18 protein-coding genes are annotated in these 22242 nt (G+C 67.4%); all 18 read right to left on the reverse strand.

The window, feature by feature from the left end; translation table 11 throughout:
- Positions 1–82: 82 nt before the first annotated feature.
- A complete protein-coding gene (locus T8K17_RS11180; protein WP_322334587.1) occupies positions 83–259 on the reverse strand; it encodes a hypothetical protein in 177 nt (58 codons plus the stop codon).
- 30 nt (positions 260–289) lie between these two features.
- Positions 290–517 (reverse strand): hypothetical protein, encoded by a 228-nt coding sequence (locus T8K17_RS11185; RefSeq protein WP_322334588.1) that lies wholly within the window; start codon positions 515–517, stop codon positions 290–292.
- Between the two features lie 11 nt (positions 518–528).
- Positions 529–996, reverse strand: a complete 468-nt coding sequence (locus T8K17_RS11190) for a hypothetical protein (protein WP_322334589.1) — start codon at positions 994–996, stop codon at positions 529–531.
- 50 nt (positions 997–1046) lie between these two features.
- On the reverse strand, positions 1047–5978 hold the full coding sequence (locus T8K17_RS11195; protein WP_322334590.1) for a hypothetical protein: 4932 nt from the start codon (positions 5976–5978) through the stop codon (positions 1047–1049).
- Entirely contained in the window at positions 5978–7087 is a 1110-nt protein-coding gene (locus T8K17_RS11200) for a hypothetical protein (protein WP_322334591.1), read from the reverse strand. The genes T8K17_RS11195 and T8K17_RS11200 overlap by 1 nt, the downstream gene beginning before the upstream one ends.
- A 9-nt stretch (positions 7088–7096) precedes the next feature.
- Positions 7097–8239: a hypothetical protein gene (locus T8K17_RS11205; RefSeq protein ID WP_322334592.1), complete on the reverse strand. Its 1143-nt coding sequence runs from the start codon at positions 8237–8239 to the stop codon at positions 7097–7099.
- A 23-nt stretch (positions 8240–8262) separates the two neighbouring features.
- Complete coding sequence (locus tag T8K17_RS11210) at positions 8263–9243, reverse strand: hypothetical protein (protein WP_322334593.1); 981 nt, start codon at positions 9241–9243, stop codon at positions 8263–8265.
- The gene (locus T8K17_RS11215; protein ID WP_322334594.1) at positions 9233–9706 is read right to left on the reverse strand and encodes a hypothetical protein; all 474 of its coding nucleotides are present in this window, start codon (positions 9704–9706) and stop codon (positions 9233–9235) included. Before T8K17_RS11215 ends, T8K17_RS11210 begins: the two co-directional genes overlap by 11 nt.
- A complete protein-coding gene (locus T8K17_RS11220; protein ID WP_322334595.1) occupies positions 9693–12077 on the reverse strand; it encodes a hypothetical protein in 2385 nt (794 codons plus the stop codon). The genes T8K17_RS11215 and T8K17_RS11220 overlap by 14 nt, the downstream gene beginning before the upstream one ends.
- Before the next feature lie 9 nt (positions 12078–12086).
- A complete protein-coding gene (locus T8K17_RS11225; RefSeq protein WP_322334596.1) occupies positions 12087–13439 on the reverse strand; it encodes a hypothetical protein in 1353 nt (450 codons plus the stop codon).
- 3 nt (positions 13440–13442) lie between these two features.
- Positions 13443–13970: a hypothetical protein gene (locus tag T8K17_RS11230; RefSeq protein ID WP_322334597.1), complete on the reverse strand. Its 528-nt coding sequence runs from the start codon at positions 13968–13970 to the stop codon at positions 13443–13445.
- A gap of 65 nt (positions 13971–14035) precedes the next feature.
- A complete protein-coding gene (locus T8K17_RS11235; RefSeq protein WP_322334598.1) occupies positions 14036–15280 on the reverse strand; it encodes a hypothetical protein in 1245 nt (414 codons plus the stop codon).
- 57 nt (positions 15281–15337) lie between these two features.
- The gene (locus T8K17_RS11240) at positions 15338–16387 is read right to left on the reverse strand and encodes a phage major capsid protein (protein ID WP_322334599.1); all 1050 of its coding nucleotides are present in this window, start codon (positions 16385–16387) and stop codon (positions 15338–15340) included.
- A gap of 26 nt (positions 16388–16413) precedes the next feature.
- Positions 16414–17454, reverse strand: a complete 1041-nt coding sequence (locus T8K17_RS11245) for a hypothetical protein (protein WP_322334600.1) — start codon at positions 17452–17454, stop codon at positions 16414–16416.
- A 105-nt stretch (positions 17455–17559) separates the two neighbouring features.
- Positions 17560–19776, reverse strand: coding sequence for a hypothetical protein (locus tag T8K17_RS11250; RefSeq protein ID WP_322334601.1), 2217 nt, complete (start codon positions 19774–19776; stop codon positions 17560–17562).
- The gene (terL, locus tag T8K17_RS11255; protein WP_322334602.1) at positions 19776–21398 is read right to left on the reverse strand and encodes a phage terminase large subunit; all 1623 of its coding nucleotides are present in this window, start codon (positions 21396–21398) and stop codon (positions 19776–19778) included. The genes T8K17_RS11250 and terL overlap by 1 nt, the downstream gene beginning before the upstream one ends.
- Complete coding sequence (locus T8K17_RS11260; protein ID WP_322334603.1) at positions 21391–21723, reverse strand: hypothetical protein; 333 nt, start codon at positions 21721–21723, stop codon at positions 21391–21393. The genes terL and T8K17_RS11260 overlap by 8 nt, the downstream gene beginning before the upstream one ends.
- Positions 21723–22199, reverse strand: coding sequence for a DUF4376 domain-containing protein (locus T8K17_RS11265; RefSeq protein WP_322334604.1), 477 nt, complete (start codon positions 22197–22199; stop codon positions 21723–21725). Before T8K17_RS11265 ends, T8K17_RS11260 begins: the two co-directional genes overlap by 1 nt.
- Between the last annotated feature and the right edge of the window lie 43 nt (positions 22200–22242).

Genomic DNA, 22242 nt, shown 5'->3' on the forward strand with positions numbered 1-22242 from the left:
AGCTGGTTGTCCCTGAGCCAGCCCGCGATCCTGTCAGCGAACCTCGCCAGCACGAGCACGAGCTGCGCCCAGGTCAACATGGTCAGGTCTCGTTCGGCACGGCCCACACGCCGAAGGCGGTCAGCAGCGGCACGACGGCCTCAAGGGCCTGATCGGCGGTGACGCCGACGAGGAGGTCCAGCGGGTAGACCTGCTGGATGATCACGAGCGCGGCCCCGACCAGGGCGACGATCAGCTTGCGGTACGGGCGGAGGTTCATGGGGTTGGGTCTCCTGTGTCTGGGGGCCGGTCAGGCCGTGACGTGCTTAACGGCCCACATCACCGCTTCTTCGGTCTTGGTTTTGGCGATCGAAAGCTCGCGGCTTCCACCGATGCTGTCGATCAAGGTCAGCAGCTCTGCACCCTTGTCCTTGATGGCGACCATCTGTGCCTTCTCCGCGTCCGAGAGAACGCGGTATGTGTGGCGCACGGCGTTGTTGGCGGTGCGGTCGTCGCTGGCGCTGTCAACCTGCGTCAATGTTCATCTCCTCAGAGGACGTATTTGCGATAGAGGTCCGCGAAGTGCGCCGGGACGCCTGCCCCAAGCTCGGTGTTATAGACGCGCTTCCACGTCGCCCCCATGCCGTCCGCGTCCTCGTAGGCCGGGAGGGGGGAGGGGTCCATCCAGTAGCGCAGCCGGCAGATCGCAGCCGCGAAGGACAGGTTGGTGATGAGCTGGAGGTGCGGGGCTTCGCCCGTCATGAGCGGCTGAAGGTTCCGCGTGATGTCTGGCCGGGTGCCAAGATAGCGCCGATAGATGTCATTGAACGTCGCCACCTCGACCTGGAACAGGCCGAGGGCCGGGCCGTCGCCATGCTGGCGGAGATAGGTCAGGTTGCTTTCGGCCAGCGCCGTGCAGAACACCAGCCCCTCCGCCGCGGGGGTGTGGAAGCGGGGGCCAAGAGCCTTGATGGCCGGGGCGACCACGTCGGTGCGGAACTGGTAGGGGTTAAGCATGACGCTCTCCGAAGTTGAGAGCCGCAGTCTACAGATTGTCGGTCGACAAATCAATCCCGGCCGGTCGTGCGCCCGCCGCTGCCGCGCCCGGTGGTCCTGCCCTCCGGGTCCTTGCCCTTGCTCCAGCGCCGCACGCGCTCGCCGGTCAGGAAGGTCGCGAAGTCGCTGGCTGCCTGCGGTGAGAGGGGAGCCGTCGCCGGGCCGCCGATGGGGCCGAAGGGTGAGGCGATCAGCGCGCCGTATGCCTTGTTGAGCACGGGGCCGCCGGGGGCGAGCGCGAGCCCAGCGGCGACGGAGGGCACGACCACGGCGTTGTAGACCGCGCGCCACGCATTCCACTCGGCCGAGTTGGTGTTGGGGCTGTTCTTGCCGATCGGCTCGGGGATCAGGCCCACGAGTTTCTGTCCGTCCTGGAGATATTGCCCGACATACGGCCCGGCGATCAGCGCGGTCAGATCCCGTTCGTACTTCGCGCCGAGCACACCGTTCACCAGCGGGTCCAAATTGCCGAGCGCCCCCGCGCGGCTGGCGTACTGGACAATACTTAGCTCTTTTGGACGCTCCTCCGCCTCGTCGGAGTTGGTCAGCCGGTCCCGCAGGCTCGCCACGCCCATCTGCATGCCACCCAGGACTGCCAAGGCCATGCCCGGCCCCAGCGCCAGGGTGGCGCGGTCGGCGAGAGTCAGGTCCTTGTCGGTGGCCGCGCGGTACGCCTGTTTGCCCACCCGATAGGTGACGTTCCGGGTGTAGGTGTACATGAAGGACATGATGCCGTAGGCGAGACGGCCAACGGGGTGGTTGGCGGCGGCCGGGCGGTCGACGGCCTTCGGGTTCTGAATGCTCTCGTCCACGAACCGCAGGATCGCGGCCATGTACTGCCGCGCGGCGGGGCTGTCGCCCATCAGGTCTGCCACCTTCGGCGCGCGGCCTTCGGCTTTGCCCAGGAACTTCGCCATGGCCGCGACATCGCCATCTGCGACGCCCAGGTCGGCCAGCAGCAGCTTGGCCGATGCCGTGCGCTTGCCTTCGCCGCCGGCGTCGCGAACCAGCCGGGCCAGGAAGTCGTGCCCGATCTTCACGCCCGCGAGGCGCTGGGCCTCGGTAAGCGGCTGGAGGCCGGAGCGGGTGAAGAACCGGGCCAGCAGCGCGTTGTTCAGGCGGCTCGCCTGCCCGCCGCCGAACTGGCCGGCCAGCACCATGTGGGTCATGGCGTCGCCCACCACGCCCATGAACTCGGCCGCGTCACGGTGGTCGTCGAGCGACTTGCCCCGGAAGATTTCCTCCCAGGTGCCGGCGAATGCCTTCAGGCCGTCCAGCGCGTTGCCGGTGCGCACTCCATAGGCGAAGGGCTCGGCGATCGAGGACCACACGGCGCGCGGCAGCATGCGCAGGATGCCGACGGTCTGCACCCAGGCGACGGCGGAGCCGACGGGGGATAGGCCGTTGCCGTTGAGCAGGCCCAGGGAGCTGTCGATCGCCGTGCGCAGGTAGGCCAGATCAGCGGGGTCGACGCCCGCCCGGATCATGCCGTCGAACGCCTTGTCCAGGTCGGCCCCGTTCTTGCCGAACCGGCGGGTGAATTCGACCTTGCGCGTAACGTTCCGATAATAGGAAGAAAGCGTCTCGAAGGCGTCGCGGTTGTACCACTTCGCCATCATCTCGTCCGCCTCGGGCGGCAGCTTGCGGCCCTTGGTGAAGTCGGAGAGCGGTCCCTGTTGGCCGAAGCGCATCGCGCCCACGCCCAGCTCGCGCTCCCGCCAGTCGAGGGCCGCCTGCTTCGCGTCCTTCTCGGACAGGCCGATCTTGCGATAGACCTTGATGGCGTCGGCCTCGAACTCGGCCCCGTCCTTGCGGACGGCGTCGCTGTCGAGCATGCGCGGGAAGTAGTCCTTGGCATAGCCAAGCTCCAGCCCGGCGTCCTGGGCATACGCATGGACCTCGTCGAGAATGCCCCGCAGCCGCTTGGCCACGGTCTGCGCCGCCTCGGAGCCGCGCTTCGCGCGCCCGGCCAGAATGTCCCCGACCTCCGTGGCGAACGCCAGGTCGCCCAGCTTGTCCTTGCCGACGATGTTCCCCATGCGGTTCATGAGGTTGAAGGTCTTCTGGTTGACGGCTTCCTCGTAGACCTGTCCGACCTTCCGGCCGGATCCGGGGTCGGTGGCGATCTTGTCGATCACCTCGCCCATGATCTTCTTGGCCTCGCCGGAGTAGCGGTCGCGCAGCATGAACATCTGCCCGCGGTTGCTGTTCGCGACGTAGCCGGCAACGTTGGTCAGCGCCCGGATCGGGGAGGAGTTGGCGGTCGACGCCTTCAGCAGCCGGCGGACGGCAATCGCGTCCTTCGTGGCGGCAGCGGCCTCCTTGCCGATGGTGGCGGCGAACGGCTTACCGATCAGCCGCCCCACTTCGGCCGGATCGACGCCGGAATTGAGCGTTACGGAGCGCTCCTTCCGGGGGGCACGATCGCCGTTCCCCGCATCAGCCTCCGGCGCATCTCGCGAGCCTCCGGCGGCATCGCGGCCATCGTCTCCGCGAACTTCTCCTGTGCCGCCCTCAACGCGCGCTGAAACGCCGGGCTCTCGGTCAGGGGCAGGGGCAGATCGGGCCGGCCGTTGTGGAACGCGACCGCCGGGGGCATCCTCTCCGCGGGGGTCTGGACCCCGAACTCGATCGTCTCGTCCAGGCGCGTTGCCGTCACCGCGCCCCATACCTCGCGCATCATCTCCCTGCTCGCGTCGGTCAGCAGCGGCACCGTCACCACGTCCCCTGTCTTCCACCACGGCAGCGGGGTCCGGTCGATCGACCCGCTCTCCGATGACGGCGCGGCCATCTCTTCCAGCCGTCGTGCCTGTGTCTCGCGCTCCGTTTCCATCCTGTCCTCCTGCGTTGGTGTTGGTCTCACTCCGCCCACGTTCGCGCACGGTGAAGCCGTTGCCCGACGGGTGGTTGTCGATCTCGAAAATCTGATCCGGACTGCGCTTGTGGCCCTGGCTCAGCACCCAGCGCGCGGCCTGCTTCTGGTCCTTGAACTTGACCGGGCCGCCCTTGTCGGACGCCACGAAGCCGAACTCGTCGGTCGCATAGCGCCCGTCCGTACCGGGCTCGCCCGTCTTCGGGGAGAAGCCGGAGGCTTTCGCGCCCTCGTACTTGGAGCGGGCGTCGCCGGTCGAGTATCCGCGCTCGCTGTCGGCACGGCGGGATCGGGAACGCTGCTCCCACTCTCGCAACAGGTCAGCCACGCTCGACATCCGCTCGGCCGAAGCGCGGACATAGGCCCGGTCCTCGAAGCGGGCAGCGCGCTCGTCGCGCGGCCGACCGGTCTCGGGGTCGCGGGTGGCGAAGTCCATGCCCGAGCTGTCGCTGTCCAGCCGGGTCGGTCGGTCAGCGGTGCCCGTCGCCGTGCGGGCGTAGGGCTGCCCGCCAGCGTCGATCTCCGTGGTGGTGGGCTGTCGCCCCCGACCGGCCTCTCCCGCGCCCTGCTGGGGCCGCGTGGCGGGGCTGTACTGGCCATCCCCGATGGCAGCATCGGACGTAGCGCGCGCCGGGGCAGGAGCTTCCGCCGTCCGCTGTCGCTGGGCAGCGGCAACGACCCGCTCGCGGGCCTCCGCCGGCAGCGTGCGGTAGGTCTCCGCCGGAATGCCGAGCTGGGTCTGCACCAGGACCTCCGGGTCCTCGTCGATCCGTGCGCCGATGTCGTCGCCACGGGCACGGGCGATGCCCGCATCCAGGCCGGGGTCGACCGTGCCCGCCGGGCGTGCCGTGGTGGCCTCCGGCGCTCCGGCGCCTGTGCGGACGGGCGGCCCGGCCTCGATCGTATCGGGTGCGCGCGGCGGAGGCGGCTGCTCTCCGGCAGCCCGCGCTTCCGCAAGCTGCTCCGGGGTCAGTTCCGCCGGGGCCTTCCGGGCGGCAAGCTCGGCCTTGCGGGTCGCCTCTGCATCTGCCTTCGCCTGCGCCGTCGCCTCGGTCGTCGTGGTGAGCGGCTGCGCCCCTTCCTGTGCTCGAACCGCCTCGTTGGCGCGGCGAGCCTGCACGCGCTCAGCCATCTTCGCCGGGTCGGACATGGCGCTGATCTGCTCGTCCGTCGCTCCGGCGGAGCGAAGAAGGTCTCTTGTCTCCGGATCGGTCTGCACGGCACGCGCCACCTCCTCGGCCGAAACCTCGGCCTCGGGTTTGCCGAAAAGCCTCGCGACACGGCCGCCGATGGCACGGGACATCTCGGGCGTTACGTTCAGCACGCCACCGATCAGTGCCGATATCGCCACCCCCGCGGCTCCGCCAGCAACGTCCGGCGCTTCCTGCCGGCCGGCCTGGATGTTGCCGACCTGGATGACGGGCTCGACGGCAGCGCTCACCCCAGCGTTTGCCGCAGCACCCTTGGCGAGTGTGCGCGGCACGGTCGAGGCCCGCCCCACCGGGATCAGGTTCTCGGGGGTCGGGATGCCGCCGGCGATCTGCCCGAGCAGCGCGGCAGCCCCCTCGGCCGGGCCGGACCACTCCGGCAGCGCATCGAACTCCGCACGGCGCGCGGCGTCCTTCTCCTGGAAATCAGCGCGCGCCGCATCGGCGACGCCACGTTGTTCGACGGCATAGCGCTCCAGATCGGCGTCGCTCATACCCCGGATCGTAGCCTGTGACCCGCTGGCGATCGCCCGCATGGCGGCCGGATCTGGTGGCAGGTCGGCCATGCCGGTCGCGCGAGGGTCCGCGCCCCTGCGCCGGGCAAGCTCATAGTCGGCAGCATCCGCAAGCTCTCGGGTGCCGCCGCGCGACTGCGCGTCCGACACCACCTGTCCCGCAAGCGTCCCCTCCGCGAACGACTGCTCCGCGTTGATGCGGGCGCGATCCAGCAGGGACGGCCCCCGCCCCGGCGCGTCCGCCTGGTCGAGCACGAACCCGGTCGGGGGCGGGGGCAGGGTCGCCGGCTGCTTCGGGTCCCCGTCAAGAAGGAAGCCCGGCGGTGGGGCGGGGATCATGCCGGCCATCAGGTTACCGGAACCCACTTGGTGCCATCCCACTCGATCTTCTCGCCAGTCTGCGGATTGGTCGCGGTGGGACGGGCCTGGGTTCCGGCCTCAGCCGGAGCCGCTGGAGAGGCGTCCTTCTTCCCGGTAACAGTCGGCGTAGCCCCAAGCGTCCACCATCCTCCGGTCGAACCGACCTCCGCGCGCTCCTTGATTGCTTGCTGTACAGCGGTTCCCGCGTTCCGGGTCTCCTGGTAAAGCTCGCTCGCCCGGTTGACGACTGAATTGATGACGCCGTCCTCCACCTCCGCCCCCTCGGGGAGCGACCGCAAAACCATCTCCTCCATGACCTTCGAGTCCTGCGGGGAAACATTGATCGGCTTGTCCGCTGACCCACCCGGAACCGTCGTCTGCGTCGTGCGCTGGTCGCCGGGCACCGTGAGCACCGTGGAGCCACCGGAGGCCACGACGGGCTTCTCGCGCTCCAGCGTCTCCTTGCTGGCTCGATCAGCGTCGGCGCGGGTGTTACGTCCACCCTCTTGCAGAACGGCCTCGCGCATCGAGCCGGCGATGGTGTCCCGGTTCCGATTGCCCAGCCCGGTTTCTTTGGTATCGAGCTGTTCGTCCGCGACGCGCTCGTTGTCGCCCCGGATCGCCGTCTGGCCCGCCAGCGTGTAAGCGGTGTCAGCCGTGCGCGCGGAGCCACCGGCACCGACGGCAGCCCGGCCCACCTGATCTTCGCTCGTGCCGGGCGTGTTCGCCGTCAGGAAGCGCATCAGGTCGGACACGCTGTCGGGGTTGCCGCCGCTACGCGCGACTTCGGTAGTGATGCCCTTGACCGCCTGGGCCACGCTGTCCGGGTTGGACAGGTCCAGCCCGCCGAACAGATCGGCGATCGCACCACGCCCGGTGGCTTCCGCCGCCAGGTTGTCCGCCTCAAGGCCATACTTCCGGGCCGCCTGCGCGCGAGGGTCCTTGTCCTCGTCATAGGTCGCGGCACCGATCACGTTGCTGAACAGGTTCGCGATCTGCCCCCAAGGCTGACCGCCCCCACGCCCACCACCGCCGCCGACCGAGAGGCCGGGGCTGGAGATGTTGCTGTTTATGCGTGCGTAATATGCGTTCTGCATCGCGCCCTCCTAGAACGACGGCGGGAGGTAGTTGCTCCCGCCAGCAAGCGCGGGCCGCGCGCCCAGACCACTCAGATAGCTGCCGACCTTGCCCCAGGAAGGACCGCGCCCGCCGCTGGCGGCACCGCCCGCAGCACTGCCGATCGCTCCGAACAGGCCCGCCATCGGGCTGGAATTGCTGAGGCCGCTGAGCCGGATCTGGCCGTTGCGGCGCAGCGCGTCCTCGTAGGCGGTCGACGACGAGTTGAGGCTGGTCACGTAGTCGTCAATGATCGCGCCCCGCGATGTCTCGTAATCGCTGCTTGCCTGGATGACACGCCCACCGCGCTCGGCCTCGAACCCGGCTTGACGCTCGGACGCGGCCAGGACGTTCGCGATGTCGAACTCGCCAACCTTCTCGGCCCCCTCGTAGGACACCTGGAACGGCGTGAGCCCGGCCCCCAGCTTCTTCAGGTCGCGGTTGGCCTTGCTGCCGATGGCGGCAAGATCCTCGCTGCCGTCCTGGAGAACTTCGTCGGTGCGGCGCAGGTTGTCGGCATAGCTCGCAACGTTAGCCCCGGCGGTGCCGACGGCGCGTGCACGGTCCACGCCGGTCTTCCGGTCCGCCTGGAGCCGCTTCGCGACCGCAGCGGGCACGTCTCCCATCACGTCGATGTAGGAGGGGCCGGTGTTGATGTTGCCCTCGATCACGCCAGCGCGGCGCGCGGCACTCTCCAGCCGAGCGGCCTCGCTGGTGCTGAAGTCGGCCATCTTGACGGTATTGTCCACCGCCGCATCGCCCTCACGGGCAAAGCCTGCGGCGCGCTCCCGCGCTCCCGCCAGAAGGGCGTTGTAACCCCCGGCCGCTTCGTTCTTCTCGCCGGCCACGCGGGCTTCGATGTCGCCCTGCGTCCGCACAGCATCGCCCAGGATGCGCGCGATCTCGCTCTCGGTGTCCCGACGCTCCGTGCGGCGAATGTCGTACTGCTCGCCCGAGACGCCGAACATTTCGTCATTGGCTTCGATCAGGCGGTTGTTGCGGTCGTCGAACAGCTCGCGGCTGTAGTTGGTCTGCCGGTCCACCTCCGCCTGCGTCGCTGCCGCGTTGGCGTTCGCCTGCCGGCTCTGAGCGATGGCGGAGGCTCCGGTAGCCGCGGCGCTGACTGCTGCCATGGGGGTGCACATGGGGCGCTACCTCACGCGGCCGTGACGCCGTAAAGGGAGGCAGCCGGCTTCGCTGCCGCCTTCTTCTTCTGCGCCTCCGGCTGGGCACCGACAACCGACAGGCTGCCCTCGGACACCGGGGCCTTGAGGGCGCTGGAGAAGTTGGACGCCTGGGCATCAGCCTCAGCTCCCGCGGGGTCGGCCGTGTTCGCGGTGGTCGCCACGTCCAGGAAGGCGTTGCCGACCTCTCCGAAGGTCGGCCGATCCACGGCGGCCCCGGCCTCGATCTGCGGGGTGAAGGCCGTCACGCGACGATCCAGGTCGGAGAGCGTTTGCCCGATGTCGGTCGGGATCAGGTCCGGGTCGCCCAGGATCGTGGAGCTGAGCGCCTGATCGAGCAGCGCCCGGCGGCGGTCCAGAATGTTGCTGCGGTAGCTCGCGGCGGCGTCGGACGCCTCCTGGGCGATGCGCGCCTGCTCGCTGGCTAGCTTTTCGTCCAGCAGGCCGAAGCGCCGGGTCGCGGCGGAGCTTTGCAGGTTGCCGTTCTGCGCGAGCGCCAGGGTGGCGGAGCGCTTCGCTTCGTTCGCGTTTTGCGCAATGACCGGATTGTAGTAGGCGAGATAGTCGCTCTCGAACCCCTGGAAATAGGCATCGTCATAGCCGGAGAATGCGTTGTTGATCTGCGCCTGAAGCTCCGCCTCGCGACTGCCGCGCGCGGTCTGGTACTGCGATACCCGGTCGGCCTGAGCCTCGGCGGCTGCGATGTCCGCGTCTTGCTGCTCGCGGATGCGCTGACCAGCTTCTTCTTCCCGACGGAGCTGGTCAGCTTGCAGTCGGCGCTGCTCCTCTTCCCAGGCGAGGCGGTCCGCGCGCTCCTGGGCCAGACGGGCCTGCTCGCGCTCCTCGCGCTCGTTACGCTCCTGGCGCTCGCGCTCGCGGTTCTCCTGCTCCTGGCGATTGGCTTCGGCGTCGGCAGCAGATGTATCCGGCGGAGAGGGGGCGCTAAGACACATCGGGGCGGGTCCAGACGTAGTTGTAGAAGTCTTCTCCGTTCTTGCCGTAGTTGGCCAACGTGCTCTCACGTCGTGCCCCCAGGGCCTCAAGCCACCGATGGGCCTCAGTGTGGAAGGCCGCGGATCGGGCCTCACCACGCCACCCGCCCATGTCAAGTAGCGTTGGGATCATACGGTATTTCGCGAACCTTGTCAGAGATAATCCGATATGTTGGATATTGTCTGTCGCGAACATGAAGACGGAAAAGTTCCCTGGCCACATATTGACCGCCCCGATCACGGCCACGGGCTCGTCGCCATGGCAGGCCACCCACCGCAACTTCGTCGGGTAGGCGCACACCTCCGCGGCCAGCCGGTCGTCATCGTCATCCCATCGGGTCGCGTGCACCTCTGCACGGTCATCGGCCCGCATGTTGCGGGCGATGTGCCGAACCCGATCGGGGCTGAACTCAACCAGCTTCATTGGCTTCGTAGTGCAGCGCGATGTTGGAAAGCGTGGCGTCGCCGGCGGCCTGGTGCTGGAGGCGAAGGCCGATGTTGGTGGCGTTCGCGGCCACGCCCGACGCAAGGTCGGAATAAGTCGGGCCGTTGATATTCGCGAGGTCGGTGTAGGTGTCCGGGTTGCGCACATCGAGCGCCATGTCCACGTCCCACGTCCCCTCGGCCGCGAGATCGATCGCCTCCCAGCTTTTCCAGGTCGCGATGCGCCGGGCGTTCACGAACGGAAGCTCGACCGTGACCATATAGTCGGAGCCGAAGTCGGACCCGTCCGCGCCGCCGTAGACGTAGATTGCGTCGCCAGCGCGGAGATACAGCTTGGTGCCGATGACCGTTGCGTCCGTGAACTCCAGGCCGGGGGAGAAAACTGACCACGCCGCGATGGTGCTTTCCTTGTAGAAGGACAGGACGTGGATCTGAGTGCCGATGACCATCCAGAGCTGGTTGTCGGAGGGCTCCACCACGGCGAAGGCGCGCTCCTTCTGCGTCGCCGTCACGGCCGCCATCTGCGCGATCACCGTCTCGTCGATGGCGTCACCGATGTCCGTCACCCTGGCGACGTTGGTGCTGTCGCGAGCGCGGAGCGACTTGACCCCACTCTCCGCCAGATAGACCACCTCGCCGTCGTTGTAGGGCACGATCGATCGACGTGCGACACAGCCCTGGTTCTTGAGCACCTGGACCTTACGGTTCTGCTCGTCGTCGGCGAACACCGACCAAATTTGGATCGCCTTCGACGCGAAGATCGCAATGTAGGAAAAGAACTCCTCGATCGCGACCAGCGTCTCCGAACCGGATGCCTGGCTGGACATGTTGACAAAGCCGGATCCGATAGCATCGCCAGTGTACTTGGTCGGCTGGTTCACGCCGGAGAAGTGCATCAGCGACCCGCTGGTCGAGTACATCTTCGTGCCCACCGTCCGGACGCTCTCGCCGGGAGTGAAGGTCTCCTCGGAGCTTTCACCGCCAGAGAAGGCCGATACGCCGGACACAGCGACGTCGCCGGTGGTCGTGACGGCAATCTCGTATCCGTTCGGGGCAACCCCGCTGTCCACCGCGGCGAGAATGAACACCGTCGCCCCTTGGGCGGAGGCGGTATACTCGGGGGTCGATGAATAGGTGTCGATCTGCGCCGCGATATCGGCGGCGGTCGCAGCGGCGGTCGCGCCGTAGCTGATCGCGGTGCCCAGCACGTCCTCGCCGTTGACGGTGATCTCGGTGATCTGGCTCGCATCGACACCGCCCGCCATCGCCGGAGGAGCCGTGGTCGTGACGTCGCCGGCCACGCCGACGGTCGCGGTGTAGCCGTTCGGCAGGCTGCCGACGGTCGGATACGAGACCGTGACGATGGTGCCGACGGCAGCGGCGGTGTAGTTGGGCGTCGAGCTGTAGCTGGTGATCGCCGCAGCAACGGCCGTGGCGGTCGCCGAGTGCGATGTCACCCAATCCACGGCTGACCCCAGGATCTCGACACCGTTGACCGCGACGGACGTAACCTTGTTGGTGCCGGCGGAGCTGGTGCCGGCGGTGATCTCGAACTGCGTGGTGGATTTGGTGCCGGCACCAGCTCCGCCGGATGCCACCGTGAAGCTGCCGCGCGCGCGGCCGTCGAACCAGTCGGCCACCCGCACGCCGTCATAGAAGTGATGGATTGAGGCGTCGGCAAACTCCCCGACCGAGTAGACCTTACCGTCGAAGATGTCGGTGAACAGCACTGCCGACAGAGCGGTTGCCGGGGTCGGGTGCTGCATGCGGATGTAATCCACCCCCGAGGGGGTCACCGGAGCGGCGATGCCCCCGGACATAGCATCCGGCGTGGATGTCGTGACATTGCCTGCCACCCCCACCACGACGGCCAGCGTGTTCGCGGCCGTGCCGATGGCGGACGCCGTCAGGGTGACGACTGCGCCGTCGGCGGTCGCGGTGTAGTTGGGCGTCGACACGTAGGCGGTGATCTGCGCGGCAAGCGCGGTCGCGGTGGCAGCGTGGCTCTCAACCCAATCGACGGCCACGCCCAGGATCTCGATGGAGTCGACGGTGATGCCCGTCACCCGGTTGGTGCCGGCGTTCAGCGTGCCCGCCGTAACCTCGAATGAGGTGGTGGCGTAGGCTCCGCTGGAGCCGAAGACATAAAGCGCGTTGCCGGCGCTCGCCATGCCGGTCGTCGCGTCCTCGGGGAGCGTGTAGGTGGAAACGAACGCCTTGCGCTTCTTAACCTCGCCGCCGCGGTTGATGTAGCCGTTGACCAGCGACACCAGCGCGCCCGACGGGAGGGTGAGCTTGGACTTCCGGTCGTCCTGCCCGCGCTTGAAGTCCTCAATGACCAGATACGCCAACGCCGGCTCCTACGAGTTGATCTCGACGCGGGTGGCGGTAAGGATGCGATCTTGCGGCAGGCGCGTGCTCTGCTGCCCGCCCGTAGCAAAGTTGAACCCTTTGGACCCCTTGGACTGATTGGCCCTCAGATAGTTGAGCTTGGCGACGGCGGCGGTGGTCAGCTCTGCCTTGCGGTCCTTGTCCTTGGTGAGCCCGACGGCCGCGTGGAGCACGATCAGATCGCTGTCCAGCGTGCAGATATCGGTGTCGGCCACCAGAGGGCGCAGGGCGCGCTCCCCGGAAATCTGAAGAACGCTGCCGTTCGAGGCGGGCACCGGCCATATCTCGATCTGCGGCCCGGACCCCGCGTCCTTGATGTCCCAGCGCTGCGGCGGGTCTGCGCGCTCCTGGGAGGTTCCGCCGGAGAAGGCGGTCGGGGTGCCTGCCGTCACCGCGCCCTCGACGCTCACGGTCGCCGTGAGGCCGTTGGAGGTGGAGGCCGACGTAACCCCGGCGGCGATCGTGACCTGGTTGCCCTGAGCCGTTGCCGTATAGGCCGGCACAGTGCTGGCGGCGGTGATCTGCGCCGCTACGGCGGTGGCGGTGGCGACGTTCGAGGTGCGCCATCCGACCGGCGCATCCAGGATGTCCAGCCCGTCCACCAGGACGGAGGCAATGCGGTTGTCCACGCCCGAGGCCATGTTCGCGACAGAGGTGACGGTCACGTCCCCACCGACCGTGGCGGCCACGGTTCGCCCGTTGGCGCTGTCGCCGTCATCGGGGCTCGCGTATACGCTCAGCGCCGGCCCCACGCTGGTCGCGGTATAGCCGGAGGTGGCGGTGTAGTTGTTGACGCCGACGGCGAGCGCGGCAGCGAAGGCCGTATGGCTGGTCAGCCACAGTACCTCGGAGCCCAGCAGCTCTGTGCCGTCCACCGTGATCGACGTGATCTTGTTGGAGCTTCCCGCCGTGCCGGCGTTGACGGTGAACCCACCCACGGCCGCGGCCTGCTCACCGTAGGTGATCGTGAACGTCGCGGTGGCGGGGACGCCTTCGCTCTCATGGACGTTGTACTCCTCGAACCCGACACCGCGCTCGAACGGGTGAACAAGGTTCTCTCCCCACTTGACGACCACCGAGTTCATCTTCTCGATGCTCAGCCCCGACGGGACATCATAGAACCGCTGCCCCGCCCGGAGCGGGAGCCGCCAGTCGGCATTGAGGAACCGCCACTCGTGGCTGTCATAGAGCACCCGCTGCGTGCGCCGGAGCGCGTGCACGAGCCCTTCACGTTCGGAGAGACCCTGCGCGGGGTCGGTGGCGCGCAGGGTCTCCGCCCGAAGTTCGGCGACAAGCTGTTCGAGAGCGACGCCGACCGGCATGGATCAGGCCGCCGGCTGGGGGGAGGCGGCAGCAGCCGGCTTCGCGGGCGCAGCGGGCTTCGCAGCGGCGGCCTTGGCGGTGGCCTCGGACTTCGCGACCTCCTCGGCAGCAGCGGCGTCCAGGTCGGCCTCCTCGTCATCGGAGTACGGCGTGTCGTCCACGTCGTCCATGCGGTAGTAGTTGATCGCATCCTCCGGCGGAGCCGACTTCGGACGGGAGCCCAGGTACGGGCTGTCGCGGCCGATGCCGATATCCGAGAGCGTCGTCGGAAGGTTCTGCTGCTGCGTGCCCGGCCACAGCTCCTCGATCGGGTGCGGGCCGTCCGCGAGGCGCTTCTGGTAGAGGTGCCGCAGTCGGTCCAGCTCCATGGTGTGCTGGCGCTTGGTGGAGCCGCAGGGGTGGATCTCCTTGACCGCGTCGCTGCCGTGGAGGTGGCGCAGAATGGCGATCTCGGGAACAGTCAGGTTGTTCTTCGGGATGGCCATCTCCAGACGGCCGCCGTGCAGCACGGTCGCGTTGTACAGTTCCATTGGGTCCTCCAGGGTGAGGGGAAGGACCGGGGCGCTGTCGCCCCGGTCTGTTGGTTGGCTGGGGGTCAGCCCGCGTACTGCGGAGCGCCCAGGTAGTTCGGGTCGTCGACCAGGGCCACGATCGCAAAGGAGGTGACGCCGTCGCAGGCGGTGAGCGGGTCCAGCGTGCCCCGGACATCGCCCGAGGTGGCGGTGCCGACGGCCTGAGAGCCGGCAACGTAGACGCCGAGCTGACCGCCCGACTGCGTGATCTCCAGGACGCCATTGAGCGCCCCGGCACTGTCGAAGCCGGCGGACCCGATAACCTCAATGCTGACGCCCGGAGCGACCGCCGTGGTGGCGTGCCCCAGGGTCGGGGTGTCGGAGTCCAGCGTGCCGGCGGCCCCGGTGTCGACAGCCATGGACAGGCCGTCAACCGGCGTCCCGGTCACCTCGACGGTGATGTCGCCGCCAGTCGTGAACGCGATCTCGACCGCGCTACGGATGCCGGTGATGTTCCCGTAGACCGGGCAGACCAGATACCAGGGCGTGCCGGCGTTGATCTGCGTGGCGTTGTACTGCCACGGCAGAAACACCTTCTGCCCGCCGCCCGAGATCAGGCTGTCGTTCTGGAACTCCGCCGTGATCATGTTCGGATCGCGGAGGAAGAACGGCAGGCCCAGGACATCGGATGTGCCGACCGTAAGCCCGGTAATATCCACGCTGGACGACACGGAGATAATCTCCTTGACCGCCTTGGTGCCGGTCAGTGCCGTCCCCGAGCCAGAGGACATGACGACAAGGTTGCCGTACTCGTCCTTGCAGGTCAGGGTCAGAACGGCCTCAGTGGTCCACGCGGCCACCGGGGCACGGGGCACGTCGAAGATGGCGCGATCGCTGCCATCGGTGCCGTAGACGCCATTGAAGCCCGTGGCGAGACCGCCGGCCGCGGTACACGCCTGGGTTTCGACAGCACCGTTCGGGTCGGCCGTGTCCGGGGAGCCCAGCGAGATCAGCATCGGGGTCGCGGAGACCGCCTTGTTGATCAGATGTTCGTCCCGGTAGTCCCTGCCGCTCTCGTCGAGCTGCACCCACACGCGCGAGCTGGCGGGGATGGTCGTGGTCCCCTTCCAGGTCACGGTGGCCGCCGTGTCGCCGAAGGCGATGGTGAAGCCCTTGCCGACGCGATGATCCGCCTGAAGGGCGACCATGCGATGGTCGGAGCCGTTGATGAAATCACCCTTGGACTTGCCCGCGGGGTATCCCACCGTAAAGGTGCCGTCGGTCGCTACTGCCGACGCGAGCACCAGTTCAACAACAGAGTGTGACATGGTTCGTTCCTCCGTTCCCCTGATCGCGTCAGCGACCAGGGGTGTGAATGGTGCCGATCAGGAGACCTGATAGACGGCGTGGCAGTTGAGCTTGTCGGCCTTCATGCAGCCGGTGTAGGTCACCGCCCGATAGAGGGTGTACTTGTCGGCCGGGCGGGCAGGGGCGTGGGACTTCCAATCCTCCCCTTCCATGGTGCAGAGCTTGATGTGCCGCGGGTCCATGAAGTACATGAAGTCCGCGCGGCCCAGGTCGTCGAGCGTCGGGTCGTAGACGCACTGGCCGACGCCCTTCATCGTCACCGACGGCATGCCAAGCTCGGTCGCCCCCGACTTCATGAAGCCGGAGTCGGTATACGTGCCCTTCTCGTGGATCTCGGCCTCCATCTTCTCGATGGCGGTCGATCCTGCACGCCAGATGGTCGGACGGCCGCCGTAGCGGCGAAGCTGGCGATACTCGCTCCGCAGCTTCTTGGTCAGCGTCTGGCTGGAGGTGGACGAGACGATCTTGCTCGACCCCACCAGAGAGCGGTTGCGCCACCACGGGTTGGTGGAGGCGTCGATGCCGCCGACGATGCCGGTGGTCGGGTCATCGCGGACGATCGCCTGGATGCCGGGGAACACCTTCGCGGACTGCGTCCCGTCAAGCCACATGATCTCGTTGAAAGAGCGCTCGGAGCCCTCCTTCATGTCGCTGACCTTGTTCTTCATCAGCCCGGTGATCGTGTGCAGCGCCCGGTTGCTGTGTTCGGACGTGCTCTCGCCGGTCGTGCTGTCGGTGACGGAGATGCCGTCGCGCTTCAGCTCGGAGTGCGTCAGGCTGATACCGGCATGCAGCTCGAACCATTCCCAGGAGAACTGCTTGAGGTTCGCCGGGTTGGCGTAGGTCACCGTGTCCGAGCCGACATAGCCCATGAACGTGGTGGTGTAGTCGCCCACGACGTTGCCGCGGATCGAGCCCCGGCCACCGGAGAAGGTGTCCTGGTTCTTGCGGAACTCGCCCATGGTCGGGCGGTCCTGGAGGTTCTGAGGGGTGGCGTCCCCCTTCATGTACTCGTCGAGATGCGCGTTGAAGATGTTCGCCACTTCCTGCGCGGTAAAATCGGCCATGGCCGAAGCTCCCATTGGTCAGGCCGTTACAGCCCCAGCGCGCGCCTGGTAACGTCCAGAGGCGTCGCCGGGCCGCTCTTGGCGGCAGTAACGGCGGTCGCGGACATGCCGGCCGGAGAGGGAGGTGTGGGGCGTCTCGGCATGATCTCCGAAAGCTCCGCATTGACGTTCTTCAGCGCCTCGTCCGAAAGCGCGCGGACATCCGCGACGGTCTTCGGGGTTCGGCTCGGATCGCCATGCAGGATCGCCCTGATCTCCTTCACCACCAGCTTCTCTTTGCGGGAGTATTCGGGGTCGCTCTTGCGGGCTTCTTCCGCCCACTGCTGGCCTGCACCGGCAAGTTCTTCGCCAAGGGCTGCGCGCCGCTCCGTGGTCTGACGCTCGTGGGCTTCCTTCTGCCTGGTCGTCATGGTGGCCGTGGTGGCGCGGGCGATGGAAAGCTCCCGCGCCCGTTCCTCCGTGATGCCGCCGGCGTCGACTTCCGCCTGAAGATCCTCGGGCAGCGTGTGCCCGGTGATGCCCTCGATGTCCTTGACCAGCCCCTTCAGGTACGGAAGGGCTTGCGCCGGGCTGTTCTTGATCAGGGCCATGATCTTGTAGCCATCCGAAACTTCGGTGACCTCAAGGCCGTGGCCCTGCCGGAACTCCTCGATCGCACGGAACTGCTCAACGTCCGCCTTCATGGAGGAGACTTCCTCCTTCAGCGTGGCGTTTTCCTTGGTGACTTCCTGCCAGCGCGGGTGCTTGTGGAACGGCAGCTTGGCATCGGGGTCCTCGGCCTCCTCGGCCTTCTCTCCCGGCTTCGCCTCCGCGTCCGCCTTCGCTTTCCCGTCCTCTCCCTTCGAGGTAGACGCGGCCTCGCCGCCGGTCTCCGCCTTGGGGGCCTTCTCCAACGCTTTAAGCGTCAGGTCGAGGCCGGCGGCCCGTTCGGATTTAGCGTCCGGTTCAGTCTTGTCCGCGGCAGACGAGCCCGCAGGATTAGCGTCTGTATCGACCTGTCCCTCGACGGGGGCCGTAACGATATCTTCGGCCGGAGACGAACCGGCACCCTCCTCAATCGGGGGCATTTAGCGTCCTCCTGGTTTGTGTCGGTCCCAACTTACTACATTCTGTCGGCAAAACCAACAAACGATCAACATGTGGCCACCGCCTAGACGCTTCTGCGTCAGGACTCAGGCCCGGCCCGCGACCTCTCCGCCGCTAGTGCGACCGCTCGCGGGGGTGTAGTCGGGCTGTGGGCCTGCCCTGGCGGGTGCCGCTTTACTCGCGTTGTCGCCGCCCTGGCCGCCCTGCTGGGCGGGGTCGCTGGACGGGTCGCCCGTGCCGGGCTTGGCCATTGCGTTGATGCCGGTGATGGACTGCTTGAGGGTTTCGTTGACCGCCTCGCCGATATCCACCCGGTCGTCCAGGGTCTCGACAGCCTTGCGCGCCAGCCACGCGGGCGTAACGCCGGGGACTTGCAGCAGCAGCGGCGACAGGCGCTCCAGGTTCGCGATGTCCTGGGCCTTGTTCGGCCGGCCGGTGCTGCCCGCCTCGATCTCCAGATACAGCTCCTTGGCGACATCCGCGCGCGTCAGCGTCGGCCACATGGCCCCGCGCCCCACGATCTCCTTGACCTTCTCCGCCGAGAACTCCAGCAGAAGGATCTGGCTGCTCTTGCGGGCGATCATCGACAGCAGCTCGTCCAGGTCGTCCGCGTTGGACTGAAGCGACGACACCCGGCTGCCTTCCGCGATGGACGCTTCGGTGGCCGAGCCGCTGGACAGACTGCCGAATGTGGCCTCCTGGCTGCCGCTCGCGCGGGTGAAGTCCTGGAAGACAGTCTCCGTCTCGTACAGGTTCGGGTCGATCGCGGTGCGCGGAACCTCGGAGATCAGGTCCCCTGCCTTGCCGTTGGGCTGTAGGCCGGTCAGGAACAGCACATCGTGGTCCTGGGCGTTGGCCAGAACGCGAACGTCGTCCTCGGGGATGGACCCCTGCGCCGCCGCATACAGGGGGCGATTGGCGATCCGGTGCTGCCGGCGGGCCTCCATCGTGCGGTTGTACTCTTTCTGCGGGTGCCGCAGCAGGCGCGCGTCCGACGGCGGGAACAGAGCGTCTTCTTCCTCGATGTCGTTGAAGGTGAGTGCCTGGAGCGACCAGAACCCCTCGATCGCGACGAACGGCGGGCGCGGCTCCTCCAGGAAGTCGCTATAGCCGTCGACCATCGTGTAGATCAGGTTATCGGCCCTGCACTCCATGACGTAGACGCAGCACATATCCTCTTTGGGGCCGGGCTTGCTCGACGCCCAGACGTGCGCGGACTTCATGTGCATGCTGTGATAGCGCGTGAAGTTCTTCTCGCTGAGGTCGACGCCGTAGGTCTCCTTGACGGCGTCGACCGTCATGAAGTGCTTCCGCGTCACCCAGCGCGCGCCGACGAACCCCTTCAGGTGCCGGGTCATGCAGTCGGGGATGACGCTCGTGGACTTCGGGAAGTCCCAGGTCAGACCCTCGCTGACGACCACGTTCTCCGGTTCAGCCTGGAGCTGCTGGAGCATCAGGCGCAGCTCCTCGGCCTCGGCGCTATCGACCTCCGTCTCCCCGTCGTCCAGCTCGGCCGACAGCCGCTCGATCTTGCGCAAGGTCGCCGTAGCGTCCGCGATCTTTGCCACCACGTCGGGCTGGCGGGAGGTGATCCGTTGGAAGCCGACGCCGACATAGCCGACGCCCGTGGACTCGACCCGCCGGACAAGCTGCTTGATGCACTCCTTGAAGGTCGGCTCGACCTGCCCCTGCTGGTTTTCGTAGAGCATCTGGAGCGTCTTGGCGTAGCGGTTCATCTGCTCGCGCGCGTCCATGCCCTGGGCGAAGTCGTCCAGAATGGCCATGGCCGTCTCGGGCGGCTCGATCGCCGCGGCCTCGCCAGGAGCACCGCCCTGCGCCAGCGCCTCCACCTGCTGCTCGTACATCATCACCGTCTGCTTGGCGGCGATGATGCTCTCGGGGCGCTCGTCCCACACCGCGAAGTCCAGCCGGGGGCGACGCTTGGCGATGGCCTTCGGGTCGCGTGCGTAGAGCGCGGAGGTGCGGTTGAGGATGTGCTGGAGGCAGATGTTCAGGACGTACCGGTTGTCGGCGTCGGTCTGGCCGTTCCACTGCTTGCCGGACACGAAGGCCATGTCCTCCTTCATGCGCTTGAAGGCGGGGGCGTGGTGCTTTTCATCGTGCCGGATATTGTCCAGCAGGGAGTTGACCAGGCGCTTGCGCTGCTCGGGAATACCGGCGTTGTCCTCCTCGCGGCGGAGCTTGCGCTTCTCGTCCTCCGGCACCCGCATCGGGTCGGGCTGATCGTCCATGCCGCTCTGCACCAGGTACGGCGACGCCGGCTCGCGTTGACGCATGCCCATTACCTGTCTCCCATGGCCAGAGTGCGCGCGCGCTCCCGGCGTTCATCATTGGCGGCCTGCTTGATCCAGTTCAGCGACCCGACAGGCGCGTATCCGCTGTCCGTGGTCGCCACTCCGTCCCGCTTGGGCTTCGACTGAAGGTTCAGCCCGAGGCCGATGTGGGCCAGGGCATCCACGAAATCGTCATGCTTGCCGTTCGGGAACTTCAGGGTCTCGGCGCGGGCTCGCTCGTACCAGGGCGCTGCCACCGGCCACCGCACCATACCCATGGAGCCGCGGGCCTGGATGGCCTGGGCGCGCGTCACCTTGTCGGCCGACGGCACCTGCTCGACGATGTTGATGTAGACCCGCTCCTCCTGCATGCGCTTGCGCAGGAACGGCCCGATCGACTTGGAGATATGACCGCTCTCCGCCCACCAGACGAGGGGCCGCCACTCCTTCATGAGCCGCAGCATCTCCTCGACGGTCTTGGCGCTGTCGATCCGCCCCCACACCGAGTCCAGCAGCCAGATCGCGTTGTCCTGGTCGACGCCGACGATCAGCAGGCACGTCCGGTCGTTGCGCTGCTTCAGACCCACCGCGTGGTCGCTGGAGGCGTAGATCCGCATGCGCCCGACAGGCGGCCGGTTGTGGGCCTGATAGGGGACGATATGCGTGGCCTTGAAGAAGTCGCCATCGGCCGGGCTCGGCCGCCCCAGGTACAGGGCGGAGAAGATCCTGGGGTCGTTGTCGTTGGCCTCGTCCAGAAGCTCCAGCGGGAACTCCTCGGGCCACAGCGCGCCCCCCGGCTCAATGCCCAGCAGCTCGGCAAGCTCGGGGTCGTCCACGATGGCCGGGATGTTGAGGTACTTCCACTTGGCGCAGCGGTCGGGCTTGGCGATGTTCTCCGGGTGCTCCGGGTCGCACAGCCACCCGATCAGGTCGTCTTCATTCCAGCGCGTGTGCACGATCATGATCGGCGTGGTAGCGCGCACGCGGGAGAAGGCGACTGACGAATACCAGTCCTTGCACTGCTGGAGCACGGCGGCCGACGCCGCCTCGACGTGGTCCTTGATCGGGTCGTCGATGACGAACAGGTCGCAGGAATAGCCGGTGGTGCCGTTGCCGCGCCCACGTAGAGTGATCGAGCCGCCCAGCACAAACTCCATGTCGTCCTTCGCCTTGGAGCCCTTCTTCATGACGCACTTCGGAAACACCTGGCGGAAGGCGGCAGACTGGAGAATGTCGCGCAGCTCGGAGCCCACCTTCTGTGCGCGGTCCTCGGAGTAGGTGCCGACGATGATGTCCCAGCGAGGCCGGCGACCGATGATCCAGGCCATGCCCATGAGCGACAGGATCGTGGTCTTACCGTGCTGCGGCGGCAGGCTGTAGGCGGAGCGCATCATCTTGCGCTGCTCGACCTGCTCGACCGCGCCGATCATCAGCTTGTGGTGAGGCTTCGCGGTATACGATGTCTTGGAGGCGTCCTCGGAGAACTCCGGGTCCGGCATCATCAGCTCGATGAAGTCCAGCAGGTTCTCTCGCGCGGCGCGGATCTTCAGCAGCCGGACAGCCGCCAGCTCCTCGCTGCGCAGCGCCGCAAGCTCCGCCTCGCGGGAGAAGTCGATGGTGGCGTCAGCCATCGCGCGGACGCTCGCTAACATGGGAGGAGGTGCGGATCATCATGGCGTCGATCCGCGTGGTGAGGCCGGAGAACCCCTCCCGCATCCCCGTGGATATCTTGTCAAAGTCGCCCTGGACGCCGCGCAGAATGCGCTCCATCTCGTCGCGCCGCATGCACTCCTCGCGCACCCGTTCGATCCTTTGGTGCAAGACCTCCGACCGGTGCGTGCTTCGCTTCTCGACCCACATGAGGCCGGCGATCAGCATTCCGGAACCCGTGAACAGCAAGGCGATCACGGTGCCGACAAGCTGGAGCGTGCCCAGGGTCACAACGTCTACGTCCATCAGGAAGGCCACCCGTCGCTCTCGACCGGCTCGCCCTCGACGATCGTGGTAATCGTGCCGGTGGTGGTGTTGATCAGATCCAGGTCGTCGTGGTCAGCGGCATCATCGATCGCCGCGTGGAGGGCTTCTTCCTGGGCGAAGCACGCCTGGACGTGGAGCCCCACCGCGCGGGCGATGGCGGTTACGGCCGTGGCGTCTAACGTCACCCACGTTCCGTCCGCACTCTTCCATTTGATCGTGATCTGGTCGTCGTCCTGGGCGAGCTGGCGCGCTCCGCTGAGCTTGGCTTGCGTCAGGGCGTCGGTTGCCACCGGGACGCCCGACACCGTGATGCCGCCGGTCTCCACCTCCCACCTGTGCTGCGTCGCGGCGGCCTTCATGCGCCCCTTGCGGGCGGCGACCGGCATGTCCGACACGATCCAGGCGGTGCCATTCCAGTTGGCCGGCCACTCGGTCGCGGGGTCGTACGTCGGCACCGGATGCGACCCGGTATAGCCCGCGGCAGCTAACCGGGAGGCG

Source organism: Thalassobaculum sp. OXR-137, from assembly GCF_034377285.1.
In the GTDB taxonomy this organism is placed as follows: domain Bacteria; phylum Pseudomonadota; class Alphaproteobacteria; order Thalassobaculales; family Thalassobaculaceae; genus Thalassobaculum.

Excerpts from the sequence above, each read along its gene's own strand:
- T8K17_RS11210 (WP_322334593.1), bottom strand. The coding sequence starts at position 9,243 with ATGTGTCTTAGCGCCCCCTCTCCGCCGGATACATCTGCTGCCGACGCC.
- T8K17_RS11250 (WP_322334601.1), bottom strand. The coding sequence starts at position 19,776 with ATGGGCATGCGTCAACGCGAGCCGGCGTCGCCGTACCTGGTGCAGAGC.
- T8K17_RS11260 (WP_322334603.1), bottom strand. The coding sequence starts at position 21,723 with ATGGACGTAGACGTTGTGACCCTGGGCACGCTCCAGCTTGTCGGCACC.
- terL (WP_322334602.1), bottom strand. The coding sequence starts at position 21,398 with ATGGCTGACGCCACCATCGACTTCTCCCGCGAGGCGGAGCTTGCGGCG.
- T8K17_RS11205 (WP_322334592.1), bottom strand. The coding sequence starts at position 8,239 with ATGGCAGCAGTCAGCGCCGCGGCTACCGGAGCCTCCGCCATCGCTCAG.
- T8K17_RS11195 (WP_322334590.1), bottom strand. The coding sequence starts at position 5,978 with ATGGCCGGCATGATCCCCGCCCCACCGCCGGGCTTCCTTCTTGACGGG.
- T8K17_RS11230 (WP_322334597.1), bottom strand. The coding sequence starts at position 13,970 with ATGGAACTGTACAACGCGACCGTGCTGCACGGCGGCCGTCTGGAGATG.
- T8K17_RS11215 (WP_322334594.1), bottom strand. The coding sequence starts at position 9,706 with ATGAAGCTGGTTGAGTTCAGCCCCGATCGGGTTCGGCACATCGCCCGC.
- T8K17_RS11245 (WP_322334600.1), bottom strand. The coding sequence starts at position 17,454 with ATGCCCCCGATTGAGGAGGGTGCCGGTTCGTCTCCGGCCGAAGATATC.
- T8K17_RS11225 (WP_322334596.1), bottom strand. The coding sequence starts at position 13,439 with ATGCCGGTCGGCGTCGCTCTCGAACAGCTTGTCGCCGAACTTCGGGCG.
- T8K17_RS11235 (WP_322334598.1), bottom strand. The coding sequence starts at position 15,280 with ATGTCACACTCTGTTGTTGAACTGGTGCTCGCGTCGGCAGTAGCGACC.
- T8K17_RS11240 (WP_322334599.1), bottom strand. The coding sequence starts at position 16,387 with ATGGCCGATTTTACCGCGCAGGAAGTGGCGAACATCTTCAACGCGCAT.
- T8K17_RS11200 (WP_322334591.1), bottom strand. The coding sequence starts at position 7,087 with ATGCAGAACGCATATTACGCACGCATAAACAGCAACATCTCCAGCCCC.
- T8K17_RS11190 (WP_322334589.1), bottom strand. The coding sequence starts at position 996 with ATGCTTAACCCCTACCAGTTCCGCACCGACGTGGTCGCCCCGGCCATC.
- T8K17_RS11180 (WP_322334587.1), bottom strand. The coding sequence starts at position 259 with ATGAACCTCCGCCCGTACCGCAAGCTGATCGTCGCCCTGGTCGGGGCC.